This is a genomic window from Allobosea sp. ASV33, from assembly GCF_016428755.1.
Taxonomy (GTDB): Bacteria; Pseudomonadota; Alphaproteobacteria; order Rhizobiales; family Beijerinckiaceae; genus Allobosea.
Window position 1 is genome coordinate 60,581 of record NZ_JAELTI010000005.1, and the last position, 13,463, is coordinate 74,043.

12 protein-coding genes are annotated in these 13,463 nt (G+C 67.1%); 7 read left to right on the forward strand and 5 right to left on the reverse strand.

Annotated elements, in window-relative coordinates; all coding sequences use genetic code 11:
• Positions 1 to 47 precede the first annotated feature (47 nt).
• Both JHD80_RS02825 and JHD80_RS02830 read right to left on the reverse strand, forming a co-directional pair.
• Positions 48 to 1,412, reverse strand: a complete 1,365-nt coding sequence (locus tag JHD80_RS02825) for a sensor histidine kinase (protein ID WP_199084857.1) — start codon at positions 1,410 to 1,412, stop codon at positions 48 to 50.
• Complete coding sequence (locus tag JHD80_RS02830; protein ID WP_199084907.1) at positions 1,399 to 2,064, reverse strand: response regulator transcription factor; 666 nt, start codon at positions 2,062 to 2,064, stop codon at positions 1,399 to 1,401. The genes JHD80_RS02825 and JHD80_RS02830 overlap by 14 nt, the downstream gene beginning before the upstream one ends.
• Before the next feature lie 126 nt (positions 2,065 to 2,190).
• Between JHD80_RS02830 and JHD80_RS02835 the strand changes: the two genes are divergently transcribed.
• The 6 genes from JHD80_RS02835 (at position 2,191) to purU (ending at position 9,270) form a co-directional block, all read left to right on the forward strand.
• Positions 2,191 to 2,970, forward strand: a complete 780-nt coding sequence (locus tag JHD80_RS02835; RefSeq protein ID WP_199084858.1) for an ABC transporter ATP-binding protein — start codon at positions 2,191 to 2,193, stop codon at positions 2,968 to 2,970.
• Positions 2,971 to 2,986: 16 nt separating this feature from the next.
• Positions 2,987 to 3,853, forward strand: coding sequence for an ABC transporter permease (locus JHD80_RS02840; RefSeq protein WP_199084859.1), 867 nt, complete (start codon positions 2,987 to 2,989; stop codon positions 3,851 to 3,853).
• A 105-nt stretch (positions 3,854 to 3,958) separates the two neighbouring features.
• A complete protein-coding gene (locus JHD80_RS02845) occupies positions 3,959 to 4,978 on the forward strand; it encodes an ABC transporter substrate-binding protein (RefSeq protein WP_199084860.1) in 1,020 nt (339 codons plus the stop codon).
• 108 nt (positions 4,979 to 5,086) lie between these two features.
• Positions 5,087 to 5,857 (forward strand): DeoR/GlpR family DNA-binding transcription regulator, encoded by a 771-nt coding sequence (locus JHD80_RS02850; RefSeq protein WP_199084861.1) that lies wholly within the window; start codon positions 5,087 to 5,089, stop codon positions 5,855 to 5,857.
• A 74-nt stretch (positions 5,858 to 5,931) separates the two neighbouring features.
• Positions 5,932 to 8,349 carry a GcvT family protein gene (locus tag JHD80_RS02855; RefSeq protein WP_199084862.1) on the forward strand — a complete coding sequence of 806 codons (2,418 nt, stop codon included), beginning with the start codon at positions 5,932 to 5,934 and terminating at the stop codon, positions 8,347 to 8,349.
• Between the two features lie 51 nt (positions 8,350 to 8,400).
• Positions 8,401 to 9,270: a formyltetrahydrofolate deformylase gene (gene purU, locus JHD80_RS02860; RefSeq protein WP_199084908.1), complete on the forward strand. Its 870-nt coding sequence runs from the start codon at positions 8,401 to 8,403 to the stop codon at positions 9,268 to 9,270.
• Positions 9,271 to 9,272: 2 nt separating this feature from the next.
• Here the strand turns inward: purU and JHD80_RS02865 are convergent, their stop codons facing one another.
• Both JHD80_RS02865 and pbfA read right to left on the reverse strand, forming a co-directional pair.
• Positions 9,273 to 10,283, reverse strand: coding sequence for a 2-hydroxyacid dehydrogenase (locus JHD80_RS02865; RefSeq protein ID WP_199084863.1), 1,011 nt, complete (start codon positions 10,281 to 10,283; stop codon positions 9,273 to 9,275).
• A gap of 9 nt (positions 10,284 to 10,292) precedes the next feature.
• Positions 10,293 to 11,654 carry a (R)-1-hydroxy-2-aminoethylphosphonate ammonia-lyase gene (pbfA, locus tag JHD80_RS02870; RefSeq protein ID WP_199084864.1) on the reverse strand — a complete coding sequence of 454 codons (1,362 nt, stop codon included), beginning with the start codon at positions 11,652 to 11,654 and terminating at the stop codon, positions 10,293 to 10,295.
• Between the two features lie 140 nt (positions 11,655 to 11,794).
• Between pbfA and JHD80_RS02875 the strand changes: the two genes are divergently transcribed.
• Positions 11,795 to 12,664 (forward strand): LysR substrate-binding domain-containing protein, encoded by an 870-nt coding sequence (locus tag JHD80_RS02875; protein ID WP_199084865.1) that lies wholly within the window; start codon positions 11,795 to 11,797, stop codon positions 12,662 to 12,664.
• Positions 12,665 to 12,674: 10 nt separating this feature from the next.
• Here the strand turns inward: JHD80_RS02875 and JHD80_RS02880 are convergent, their stop codons facing one another.
• Positions 12,675 to 13,406 carry a metallophosphoesterase family protein gene (locus tag JHD80_RS02880; RefSeq protein ID WP_199084909.1) on the reverse strand — a complete coding sequence of 244 codons (732 nt, stop codon included), beginning with the start codon at positions 13,404 to 13,406 and terminating at the stop codon, positions 12,675 to 12,677.
• Positions 13,407 to 13,463 lie beyond the last annotated feature (57 nt).

Genomic DNA, 13,463 nt, shown 5'->3' on the forward strand with positions numbered 1-13,463 from the left:
TTTGTAGCAACCAACGGGGCAAGCTGATGCCGCGGACCCGTAGCCCTCTAGGAGCAGGCAACTTCCAGACGCACATGCGTCATGCCGTTCTCGCGCGACACCGTCAGACCCCCGCCATGAGCTTCGGCAACCTCCGTCGCGATCGAGAGGCCGAGCCCGGAACCGGTGGAGTCAGCCCCCTTGGCAAAGGGGCGCGCCAGTTCCGTGAGCGGAGCGGCGAACCCTTCCCCATCATCGGCCACCTCGATCCAGGCGCGCCCGGGCCCTTCGCCCACCGCCACGACGAGCCGGCTGCGGGCGCCGTGCTTCAGTGCGTTGTCGATGAGATTCCCCAGGGCCTCGCGCAAGCTCACCGCATCGCCGTTCACCACCGGCGAGCCCTCCGCAGGCTCGAAAGCAATGTCGACCTCGCGTGAGAGCGAGAGCGGAACAGCCTTGGCCAGCACGGCCTTGGCCAGTTCGTTGAGGTCGACCGGCGCCGTTGCGGCCGCATCCTTGCGGTGGATCACCATCGCATGGTCGAGCAATTGCCCCGTGAGCCGCCCGAGCTCCGCCGTGCGCTCATGGATGCGCTTGACGGTATCGGCCTTGCGCCGCGAGGGGGGCGTGCCGATCAGAATCTCGACCTGGGCATCGAGCGCGGCCAATGGCGTGCGGATCTGGTGCGCGGCGTCGGCGATGAAGCGCTGCATGACCGCCATCCGCTCGGACAGGCGGCGCATGAAGTCGTCGATCGCCTCGACGAGGTTGCGGATTTCCAGCGGCGGTTCGGCTGCGATCGGGCGCAGGTCGTCGGGGCGCCGGCTGGCGATCTCGCGCTCGATGCGGGTCAGCGGCTTCAGCGCCAGCGTCACCGCATAGGCGGCCGCCAGCAGCGCCAGCACGCTCATCACGGCGATGACGCCGAGCGCCTTGAGCGTCAGGTCGCGCGCCAGCGCGCGCCGGGCCTCGGTGGTCTGCGCCACGACGATCGTCGACCAGTTATTGGTTCCGGGCATGTCGATCTGCCGTGCGAGCGTCGCGATCCGCACCGGCTGGCCCTGATAGGTACCGTCTTCGATAACGACGCCGGCGCGGGTCTCCACCGGATCGGCGTCCGATACGAGATCCTCGTAGCCGGCGACGACGATCCCGCGCGGATCGACCACCTTGTAGAAGACGAGATCGTAGTCGGCGAGCGTCGCAATCGTGGAAACCGGCGGTTCGACCGTGACGACGCCGCCCTGGACATAGACGTTCTCGGCGATCTGCACCGCGCCGCCACGGAGTAAACGGTCATAGGCCTGCTGGGCCGCGAGCGAGGACGATTGCCAGGCGGCAGCACCCAGCACGACCGCGCCCGCAGCCAGCACCACTGCCAGCACGGCGATGATGCGGAAGCGCAGCGACAGGCGCAGCTCAGACAACCGCAAGCTGATACCCCAATCCGCGCAGGGTCCTGATCTCGACCGAGGCATCCGCCAGCTTGCGGCGCAGGCGCGCGACGAACTGCTCGACCGCGTTGGGGCTCGCTTCCTGGTCGAAATTGAAGAGCTGCTCGACCAGCTCCTCCTTGGGCACGATCCGGTCGGGACGGGCGGCGAGGATTTCGAGGACGGTCAGTTCGCGCCGCGTCAGGTTGAGCGGCCGGTCATTGACGCTCGCGACGCGCCCGGCCCTATCGATGACGAGCGGCCCGACGCGGAGGAGGTTGTCGGATTGGCCCGCACTGCGCCGCAGCAGGGCGCGCGCACGGGCTTCAAGCTCGCCATAGTCGAAGGGCTTGACCAGGTAGTCGTCGGCGCCGAGATCGAGCGCGCCGATCCGCTCGTCCACCGCCGAGCGCGCCGTCAGCACCAGCACCGGCGTCTTCAGGCGCCGCGCCCGCATCTGGCGGAGCACCGCCAGACCGTCCTGGCCGGGCAGGCTGAGATCGAGCACGACGAGGTCATAGGCCTGCACATGCAGCAGCTCGGCTGCCGTGATGCCGTCCTGCTCCCAGTCGACGGCGTGGCCGATCTTCTCCAGCCGCATTATCACGGCCTCGGCGATATCGGCGGTGTCCTCGACGACCAGTACGCGCAAGCGGATCAACCCTTTCTCTCATTCCGGCTCCCCAAAGGCAGCCAGTCAGGTTCACGTCAGCTTGGCAGGCTATCCCATCTCTCAAGCGCCCATAAGTGCGCAAGGAAACGAAACAAGGGAGGGTTCATGCTGGCCCCGTTCGACGCTGCAACTGCGACTCCGCTCCTTTCGGTGAAGGGCGTGACGCTGCAATACAAGACGCCCGACGTGGTGGTGACCGCAACGCGGCGCGTCTCCTTCGACGTCTATCCGTCCGACCGCTTCGTCCTGCTCGGTCCCTCTGGCTGCGGCAAGTCGACCCTGCTCAAGGCGATCGGCGGCTATCTCACGCCGGTCGAGGGCGAGATCAGCCTGAAGAGCCGGAAGGTCTCCGGCCCCGGCCCGGACCGGATGATGGTGTTCCAGGAATTCGACCAGCTCCTGCCCTGGAAGACGGTGCGCGAGAACGTGGTCTTCGCGCTGACGGCCTCGGGCCGCGCCACGCAGGCCGAAGCCGAGGAGCGCGCGCGCTCCTATATCGACAAGGTCGGGCTGACCAAGTTCATCGACAGCTATCCGCATATGCTCTCCGGCGGCATGAAGCAGCGCGTCGCGATTGCCCGCGGCATGGCGATGGAGCCCGATGTCCTGCTGATGGACGAGCCCTTCGCCGCGCTCGACGCCCTCACCCGCCGCAAGATGCAGGATGAACTGCTGCGGCTCTGGGACGACACGAAGTTCACCGTGCTCTTCGTCACCCACTCGATCGAGGAGGCGATCAGGATCGGCACCCGCATCCTGCTGCTCTCGCCGCATCCGGGCGAGGTCAAGGCGGAGCTCAATAGCGTACCGGTCGAGGAGATGGGCACCGGCAAGCAGGCCGCGCTCGAAACCCGCATCAACGACATGCTGTTCGCGCATCATTGAACCGGAGGAGACCGACATGACCGACCTCGTCAGCTTCCGTCCGGAAATCATCCGCGACGTCAATTCCAGCGACGCCCCCGTCGTCGCCAAGACCATCGGCTGGGCCGAGCGGATCTACCGCATCGGCTTCGTCCGCAAGGGCCTGATCCTCGCCGTGCTCGCCCTCGCCTGGGAAGCCTATGGCCGATGGCTCGGCAATCCCCTGCTGTTTCCCACATTCGGCCAGACGGTCCAGGCCTTCGTCGAGAACATCGCCAACGGCGTCATCCCGGCGCGCATGCTGGTCTCGCTGCAGACCCTCGTCATCGGCTACGGCATCGGCATCGTGCTCGCCGCGCTGCTGACGACGCTGGCGATCGGCTCGCGCATCGGCGCGGACCTCCTGGAAACGCTGACCTCGATGTTCAACCCGCTGCCGGCGATCGCGCTCCTGCCGCTGGCGCTGATCTGGTTCGGGCTGGGCACCGGCAGCGTCATCTTCGTGCTGGTGCATTCGGTGCTCTGGGCGATCGCGCTCAACACCCATGCCGGCTTCCGGTCCGTGTCGAACACGCTGCGCATGGTCGGGCAGAACTACGGGCTGCGCGGCCTGAAGCTGGTGCGGCTCATCCTGATCCCGGCCGCCTTCCCGGCGATCCTGACCGGGCTCAAGGTCGGCTGGGCCTTCGCCTGGCGCACGCTGATCGCGGCCGAGCTCGTCTTCGGCGTCTCCTCGGGCTCCGGCGGCCTCGGCTGGTTCATCTTCGAGAACCGCAACCAGCTCGAGACGGCCAACGTCTTCGCCGGCCTGTTCACCGTGATCCTGATCGGTCTCTTCGTCGAGAACGTCATCTTCGCCACCATCGAGCGCAAGACGATCCGCCGCTGGGGCATGCAGCACTAAGCTCTTGCACTATCGCATTTTCTTCACGCGAACCGGCATCCACTTCGCTTGAAAATGCTTCTGAACTCAAAAGGCCGAACGGCCGTCAATCGGAGGAGAATACCCATGGCATTCAAGACATTCCTGCGCACCGCCTTCACCGTCGCCGCCCTCGGCGTGGCGCTCGCCACCGCCCCGGCCCGCGCCGAGGTCTCGGAAGTCCGCATCTCCAAGGGCTTTGGCATCCTCTACCTGCCGCTCTTCGTGATGCAGGACCAGCAGTTCCTGGAGAAGCGCGCCAAGGCCGCCGGCCTCGGCGACATCAAGGTGACCTGGCTGATGCTTGATGGCGGCAACGTCATCAACGACGCGATGATGGCCGGCACGCTCGACTTCGCCGGCACCGGCGCGCCGGGCTTCGTCACGCTCTGGGCCAAGGCCAAGGGCATTCCGGGCGTCGAGGTCGTCGGCGTCTCCGGCATGAGCTCGACCTCGCTGTGGCTGATGGCGAACAAGCCGGAACTCAAGTCGCTGAAGGACTTCACCGCGACCGACAAGATCGCGCTGCCGGGCATCAAGACTTCGCTTGCCGCCGTCGTGCTGCAGATGATCGCCGCCAAGGAATTCGGCGACGCCAACTACGCCAAGATGGACCCGATGACGGTCAGCTTGCCGCATCCGGAAGCGCTCGCCGCGCTCGTCGGCGGCAAGACCGAGATCAAGGCGCATTTCACCTCGCCGCCCTTCCAGTACATCGAGGCCAAGAGCCCCGGCATCCACCGCGTGCTCAACTCGGTCGACTATCTCGGCAACCTGACGCTCGACGTGACCTTCGCGCCCAAGAAGTTCGTCGATGCCAATCCGAAGATGACCCAGGCCTTCATCGACGCGATGGACGACGCCAACGCCCTGATCGAGAAGGACAAGAAGCTCGCCGCCGAGATCTTCGCCAAGGCCTCCAAGGTGAAGATCGACGCCGCCGAGGTCCAGGAGATGATCGAGGACAAGGACGCCCGCTTCACAGCGACGCCCGAAGGCGTGATGAAATTCGCCGAGTTCATGCACAAGGCCGGCTCGATCAAGGTCAAGCCCGCGAAGTGGAGCGACATGTTCGTGCCCCAGCTCGCCGGCCGCTCGGGCAGCTAGGCGACGCGACATCCGGCAACGGATGCTTTCGGAAGGGCGCGGCTTCCACGAGCCGCGCCCTTTTGCGTTGCGATTGCCAAGCCTCGATCAACTTCCTATGCCGGAGCCATGACACGCGACATCGCAGCGCGACGGCACCACGCCATCCTGGCGAAGCTCGACGAGACCGGCTCGGTCACCGTCGAGGAGCTGGCGCAGGCGCTCGACGTCTCGCGCGAGACGGTCCGGCGCGATCTCAAGGCCCTGTCGGCGGGCGGATCGCTGGCGATCGTCCATGGCGGCGCGATCCGCAACGAGCGCTCGGAAGCCTCGTTCGCCAGCCGCCGTACCGTGAACCGCGCCGGCAAAGAGACCATAGCCGATCTCGCGGTCTCGATGATCGGCGACGGCACGACCATCCTGCTCGATTCCGGCACGACGACCGAAGCGCTGGCACGGGCGCTGGCACGCTCCGACCGCAAGCGCCTGATCGTGCACACGACCTCGCTGGAGAATGCCCGGCTCGCCAGCCGCCTCGCTGACGCCCGCGTCTTCCTGATCGGCGGCGAATTCGACCGCAACGAGGATGCGACCACCGGCCCGGAGACCTTGCGGGCGATCGCGCGGCTTTCAGCCGATTTCGCCTTCGTCAGCGTCGGCGGCATCGATCAGGGCGGGTACGTCACCGACTATACGCGCGCCGGAGCCGCGACCCGGACCGCCCTGCTGAACGCGGCGGAGCAGGGTTTCCTGATGGCCGACAGCAGCAAGTTCGGGCTCGTCCTGCCGAGCCGGATCGGCGGCGACAAGCCTTGCGCGGGACTGCTTGTCGACCAGGCGCCGCCCGCTCCGCTCGCGGCGAAACTGACGGAGCAAGGGGTCCGAATCCACGTCGGATGATTTGCCCGTTTTTGTGGTTTTTTGTTGTTTTCTCATTTCGACGCGCTAAGCTGCCTTCCATCGCGGAGGCGCTCATGTCCATTCCCACCCAATCCCGTGTCGTCATCATCGGCGGCGGCATCATCGGCTGCTCGGTCGCCTATCACCTGACCAAGCTCGGCTGGCGCGACGTGCTGCTGCTTGAGCAAGGGCGCCTCTCCTCGGGCACGACCTGGCATGCGGCCGGCCTTGTCGGACAACTCCGCAGCCAGTCCAGCATGACGCGCCTGATCCGCTATTCGACCGAGCTCTACGCCTCGCTGGAGAACGAGACCGGGCTCGCGACCGGCTGGAAACGCTGCGGCTCGGTCTCGGTCGCCCGCACGCAGGAGCGCATGACGCAACTGCGCCGGACGATCTCGGCGGCGCGCGCGCAAGGCGTCGAGATCGAGGAACTCACCCCGCAGGAGGCAGGCGAGAAATGGCCGGTGATGCGCACCGACGATCTCGTCGGCGGTGTCTGGCTGCCCGGCGACGGCAAGGCCAATCCCTCCGACATCACGCAGGCGCTGGCACGCGGCGCCCGCAGCGGCGGCGCGACGGTGCGCGAGGGCATTCGCGTCACCGGCATCGAGACGGAGAAGGGCCGGGTCAAGGCCGTGCAGACCGACCAGGGCCGGGTCGAATGCGAGGTGCTCGTCATCTGCGCCGGGCAGTGGTCGCGCGCGATCGGCCAGATGTGCGGCGTCTCGGTGCCGCTCCATTCAGCCGAGCACATGTACATCGTCACCGGCAAGATCGCGGGCGTGACGCCCGACCTCCCGGTGATGCGCGATCCGGACGGCTATATCTACTTCAAGGAGGAGGTCGGCGGGCTCGTGATGGGCGGTTTCGAGCCCGACGCCAAGCCCTGGGGCATGGACGGCATCCCCCACCCGTTCGAATTCCAGCTCCTGCCCGACGACTGGGACCAGTTCGGCATCCTGATGGAGAATGCGCTGGAGCGCGTGCCGGCGCTGGAGACGGCCGAGATCAAGACCTTCCTCAACGGCCCCGAGAGCTTCACGCCGGACAACAACTTCCTGCTCGGCGAGGCGCCGGAGGTGGCGGGCGTCTATGTCGGCGCCGGTTTCAACTCGATGGGTATCGCTTCGGCCGGCGGCGCCGGGCGCGCGCTGGCCGAATGGATCGTCGAGGGCGAGGCCACGAGCGATCTCTGGCCCGTCGATATCCGCCGCTTCGCCGATTTCAACAACAATCCGGCCTGGCTGAAGGACCGCATCAAGGAGACGCTTGGCCTGCATTACGCCATGCCCTGGCCGAACCGCGAGCTCGACACCGCCCGCCCATTCCGGCGCTCGCCGCTCTACGACCGGCTGGCGGCCAAGGGCGCCGTCTTCGGCTCGAAGATGGGCTGGGAGCGCGCCAACTATTTCGCCCGCACCGAGGATGAGCGCATGATCGGCTATTCCTTCGGGCCTCAGAACTGGTTCGAGACGGTCGCGGCCGAGCATCGCGCCTGCCGCGAGGCCGCCGGGCTCGTCGACATGTCGAGCTTCGCCAAATTCCTGCTGCAGGGGCCGCAGGCCGAGGCTGCCTTGCAGCGCCTCGCCGCCAACGATATCGCCGTCCCGGTCGGCACCTCCGTCTACACGGCGCTGCTCAATGCCCGTGGCACCTTCGAGAGCGATCTCACCGCCGCCCGCATCGCGCCCGATACCTATCTGCTGCTCACCGGCACCGCCCAGGCGACGCGCGACGCGCACTGGATCAGGCGGCAGCTCCCCGAAGGCGTAACGCTGACGGACGTGACCTCGTCCTATGCCGTGCTTTCGCTTGCCGGGCCGAAGGTCCCCGAGATTCTGGCCCGTCTCTCGCCGACCTCCTTCGACCTCGCGGACTTCCCGGCCAACGCGATCCGCAAGATCACGATCGGCTACGCCACGACCTGGGCCTGCCGCCGCTCGTATTTGGACGACGGGTTCGAGCTCTATGCACCTGTCGAGTTCACCGCCGCGATCTACGACGCGCTGCACGAGGCCGGAGCCGATCTCGGTCTGGTCGATGTCGGCTATTACGCCGTCGACTCACTGCGCATCGAGAAGGGTTTCCGCGCCTGGGGTCGTGAGCTGACGCCGGACGTCAATCCTTACGAGGCCGGGCTCGGCTTCGCGGTGAAGCTCGGCAAGGGAGAGTTCCTCGGCCGCGAGGCGCTCATTGCCGCCAAAGCCGCGCCGCGCACAAAGCGCCTGATCGCTCTTGTCGGGCCGCGCCCGGACGGGCAGATGGCCTGGGGCGGCGAAGCGATCCTGGCGGATGGCAAGCCGGTCGGCGAGATCACTTCGGCGGCCTTCGGCGCGAGCGTCGATGGCATCGTGGCGCTGGGCTGGGCCTCAAGCGATCATCCGATCGACCAGGGCTGGCTCGACGCGCGGAGCTGGTCTATCGACCTCGCCGGCACCACCGTTCCGGTCAGCGCGAGCCTCGCGGCGCCGCTCGACCGCAAGGCATAGCAGAGACAGAAGACCATGACCGAGGCCCATCCCGCGCATGCGCCTACCCTCATGCGGGATTTCAAGGTGCAGAAGCCCGACCGCATCCTGACCTTGTCCTGCGAGGACCGGCCCGGCATCGTCCACGCCGTCAGCGGCGTGCTCTACCGCCATGGCTGCAACATCCTGGAGAGCGCGCAGTTCAGCGACCCGCGTGACGGCCGCTTCTTCATGCGTGTCGCCTTCGCGACGGGGGAACGCTTCGACGATGCCGCATTCAAGCGGGAATTCGACGGCATCGCGGGCACCTTCCGCATGGATTGGGATGCGATCGATGCCGCCGCGCCGGCGCGAATCCTGCTGATGGTCTCGCGCTTCGGCCATTGCTTGAACGACCTGCTGTTCCGGCAGGCGACCGGCAATCTCAACATCGAAGTCCCGGCGATCGTCTCCAACCACCGCGATTTCGAGGCGCTGGCCAAGAGCTACGGCATCCCGTTCCACTACCTGCCGGTCACGCCCGCGACCAAGGCGGAGCAGGAGGCGCGCCTGCTCGAGATCGTCACCGAGACCAATTCCTCGCTGGTCGTGCTCGCCCGCTACATGCAGGTTTTGTCCAACGATCTCTGCCGGGCGCTGGACGGGCGGGCGATCAATATCCACCACTCCTTCCTGCCGAGTTTCAAGGGCGCCAAGCCCTATCACCAGGCCTATGATCGCGGCGTGAAGCTGATCGGCGCGACCGCGCATTACGTCACGCCCGATCTCGACGAAGGCCCGATCATCGACCAGGACGTCGGCCGCGCCGACCATTCGCTGGCGCCGGACGATCTGGTCAACGCCGGCCGCGATATCGAGGCGGTGGTGCTGGCGCGGGCACTCAAGCTCCATATCGAGCGCCGGGTGATGCTCGCCGGCCGCCGTACGGTGATCTTCCGCTAAATTCAGGCGAAGGCGACGTTGCGCGTCTGCGCCCGCAGGCGCGGGTCGTGCGAGCGGATCTGGACCGGCCTGCCGTCGAGGATTTCGAAGCAGCGCGCCAGCGTGTCGTCCGAAAGCCGCCGCATCGCCTCGACCGTGAAGAACGTCAGGTGCGGGAACAGGATGACGTCGTCGCGACCGAACAGGGGGCTGAGCGGATGGCCGGAACGGGCGAGCGGCTCCTGGCTGTAGACGTCGAGCCCGACGCCGCCGAGCTTGCCCGCCAGCACCGCCTCGACCAGCGCCGCCTCGTCGATCAGCGCGCCGCGCGAGACATTGACGAGGATCGCATCGCGCTTGAGGCAAGCAAGCTCCGTCCGGCCGATGATGTGGCGGGTTGCGTCGTTGAGCACGCTATGGAGCGAGACCAGATCGCATTGCCTGAGCATCGCGTGGAGGTCGTCGACCTTTTCGATCCCGACGGCAGCCATCGTCTGCGCATCGACATGCGGATCGTAGCCCAGGACGCGCGCGCGGAAGCCCTGCCCCGCCATCCGCGCCATGCTGCGGCCGATCTTGCCGGTACCGACCAAGCCCAGGGTCGCGCCAGAGATGTCACGGCCGAGCCAGCGCGCCGCCGGCCAGACCCAACCTTCGCTTTGGACGGCGCGGCCGATTTCCGGCAGGCGCTTCGCCAGCGCGATCATCAGGGCGAAAGCGCCCTCCGCGACAGTCTCCTCGGCATATTCGGGCACGTTGACCACGGGGATGCCGCGCGCGATCGCAGCAGGGATGTCGATTGCGTCGATGCCGACACCGTATTTGACGATGCCCTTGAGCCTTGGCGCCGCGGCGATCACCCGCGCGGTGACGGGCGTGTAGCACATCAATAGCAAGTCGGCGTCGGCCACCTCCCGCATCAAGGCCTCTTCGGATATCCCGTCGGGCAAGGTGACGAGTTCGACGCCGCGGGCGCGCAGGCCGGCGTCGATTTCCGGGCATTCCAGTTCCCGGTCCGTGCGGACAGCCTTCATCACCGCCCCTTAGCCCGCCAGGATCGCCTGCTCGACGATGCCGAGCGCGCGTTCGAGATCGGCCCGCGCGATCACCATCGGCGGCGACAGGGTGGGCACATTCCCCTGGCTGATCTTGAAGCTTAGGCCCGCTTCCAGGCAGCGGTAATAGACGCGCTCGGCCAGCGCATTGTCAGGCGTCCAGGCGTCGCGGTCCGAGACGAGCTCGACCCCGAACAGCAGGCCGCGGCCGCGCACGTCGCCGACGGACGGGCAGCTCGCGCCGAAATGGCGCAGGCGCTCCATCGCGTAGCCGCCGAGCTCGGCGGCGCGCTCCGTCAGCCCCTCCTCGCGGATGATGTTGATCGTGGTCAGCGCCGCACGGGTCGTGACCGGGTTCTTCTCATGAGTGTAATGGCCGATCGCATAGCCGCCGGCGACGTCGAGATCGCGCCGCGCCACCACCGCTGCGATCGGCAGGATGCCGCCGCCGAGCGCCTTGCCGAGCACGACCATGTCGGGCTGCACTTCGTCATGCTCATGGGCGAAGAAGCGCCCGGTCTTGCCGAGCCCGGTCGGGATCTCGTCGAAGATCAGGAGCGTGCCGTGCCGGTCGCAGGCCTCGCGTACGCTCTTCCAGAAGCCGGGCGCCGGCGGATAAGGCGTCGCCCGCATCGGCTCGGCGACGACCGCCGCGACATCCCCTTCCCGCGCCAGCACATAGGAGATCATGCGGGCGCAGGCGCGAGCCGAATCCTCCAGATTGTCATGGCCATAGGCGCAGTTGCGGACGCCCCAGGGTGCGACATGCTCGGCGCCCGGCAGCAGCGGCCCGGCGATGCCGGAGCGGAAGGTCGCTTCGCCGCCGACGCTGGAGGCGCCGAAGCCGGCACCGTGGAAGGCGTCCCAGAAGGACAGGGTCTTGAACCGGCCGGTCGCGGCGCGGGCGAGCCTCAACGCCACCTCGATCGCATCCGATCCGCCGGTGGTGAAGAGCACCTTGCCGAGATTGCCCGGCGCCAGCTTTCCGAGCGTCTCGGCCAGTTCGACAGCGGGCTCGCAGGTGAAGCGGCGCGGCGCGAAGCAGAGATCGTCGATCTGCGCCTTGATCGCCTCCTTCAGGCGCGGGTGGCCATAGCCGATATGGTGGACGCTGTTGCCATGGAAATCCATGTAGCGGCGCCCCATCGTGTCTTCGATCCAGATGCCCTCCGCCCTGGCGATGGCGGTGAGACACGGGCTGGACAGGCTCTGGTGCAGGAAGGCGGCGGAATCGCGCGCCAGCAATGCGCGGGTTCCGGCATCGCCGATGCCGGCAGACCAGTCGCTGCGCGCCGCGGAGGTGTTGGATTCGCCCTCGGTATGGACGATGGCGGCGGTTTCGGCGCGCATGGAAAAGCCTCGGTTCGCGCCTGTCGGGCGCCGTCGAGCCTCAGAATGCCCTCCCCTTACCGATCTGAAAAATCGCTATTTTATATCCAAGTATAAATTTTGACGATACGATCTCGCATCGGCTTTCGAGGCTCCCTACCATGCGCCATGTCCAGCTCCGCGCCTTCCATCAGGTTGCCCTTTCCGGCGGATTCTCGAAGGCCGCCCTTGCGCTGAACCTTACCCAACCGGCGATCTCGGATCAGGTCCGGAAGCTGGAGGAGGAATACGACGTCGCGCTGTTCAGCCGCCGCCACCGCCAGGTCGTCCTGACGCCCGCGGGGCACAAGCTGCTCGCCGTCACGCATCGCCTGTTCGGGGCCGAGGGCGAGGCGCTTGAGCTTCTGCAGGAGGAGCGCTCGCTGCGCGCCGGCGCGCTTCGGATCGTCGCCGATTCCGTCCATCATGTGATCGATGTGCTCGCCGCCTTCCGCGAGCGCCATCCCGGTATCCAGGTCTCGATCGCGCAGGGCAATACGGGCAGCATCGTGGAGACGCTGATCGGCTACGATGCCGAGATCGGGGTGCTCGGCGAACTCGGCGACGAACGGCCCTTCGAGGTCATGCCGCTGAACGTCTCGCCGATCATCGCATTCACCGCGAAGGGGCATCCCGCGGCGGCGCGTCCAGCGCTTTCATTGCAGGAGCTGGCAAGCTGGCCGCTCGTCATGCGCGAGCGCGGATCGCGCACGCGGCAATTGCTGGAGCAGAGGGCGGCGGAACAGGGCGTCACGCTCGCCTATGCGGTCGAGGCCGAGGGCCGCGAGGCGGTGCGGGCCATCGTGGCGGCAGGCGGCGGCATCGGCTTCGTCTCTGCGGCCGAGTTCGGCGAGGACGACCCGCGACTGGTCCGCATCCCGCTCGACGGCCAGCCTCTCCTGATGCACGAGAAGCTGATCTGCCTGCACGAGCGCCGCAACAGCAAGGCGATCCAGGCCTTCTTCGCGCTGGCGCGGTCCCTGTGCGGGTGAGCGCGCCGCGCTACGGAAGCGCTGTCCCGGTCCGCAAGGCATGCGCCCAGTCGGCGCGTCCGTTCGCCTCGGCACGCCGGGCCGAGCGCTCCCAGTCGTAGACGACGAGGTGATGCTGGATCGCGATCTCCGCACCGAGCGTGACGATGGCGAAGCGGGCATGGGGCATGCCGCTCTCGGAGACATGGGCCGGATCCGTATCGCGATAGGCCGGATTCCCGACGCTGCCGGGGTTGAGAACGATCGCCCCTGATTCAAGCCGGACGGTGCGCGTTTGATGGCTATGCCCGCAGAGCATCAAGCGCGCCGTCCGCCCGGCGAGGCGCTGCTCGATCGTCGCGATCGGCGACGGCACGAGATAGCCGTTCTGGACCTCTTCCATCAGATAGGTCGAGTCGTTGCCGGGGCAGGCATGGAAGCAAAGCGCGCCCTCCACCGTGATCTCGGCGGGCAGGCCGGCAAGCCAGGCGCGCGCCTCGGGATCGAGCGCCTGCCAGGCATAGCTGTCCGACGCACCCAGCCCATCGAGCGAGGCTGCGCCCATCGCCCGGTCGTGATTGCCCCGGACGAGGCTCATCACGCGTGACCTCAGGAGCGCGACCGTCTCGACCGGCCAGAGCGGGCCGGAGGCGCAATCGCCGAGATTCACGATGAGGTCCGGCGCGAGCGCGTCGAGCTTCGCCAGCACGGCTTCGAGCGCCGGCAGGTTGCCATGGATATCGGCGATCACGCCCAGGCGCATCACTCGATGTTCTTGATTTAGCATCGGCTTTTTCCGAAAACCGCGTTCCACTTTTCG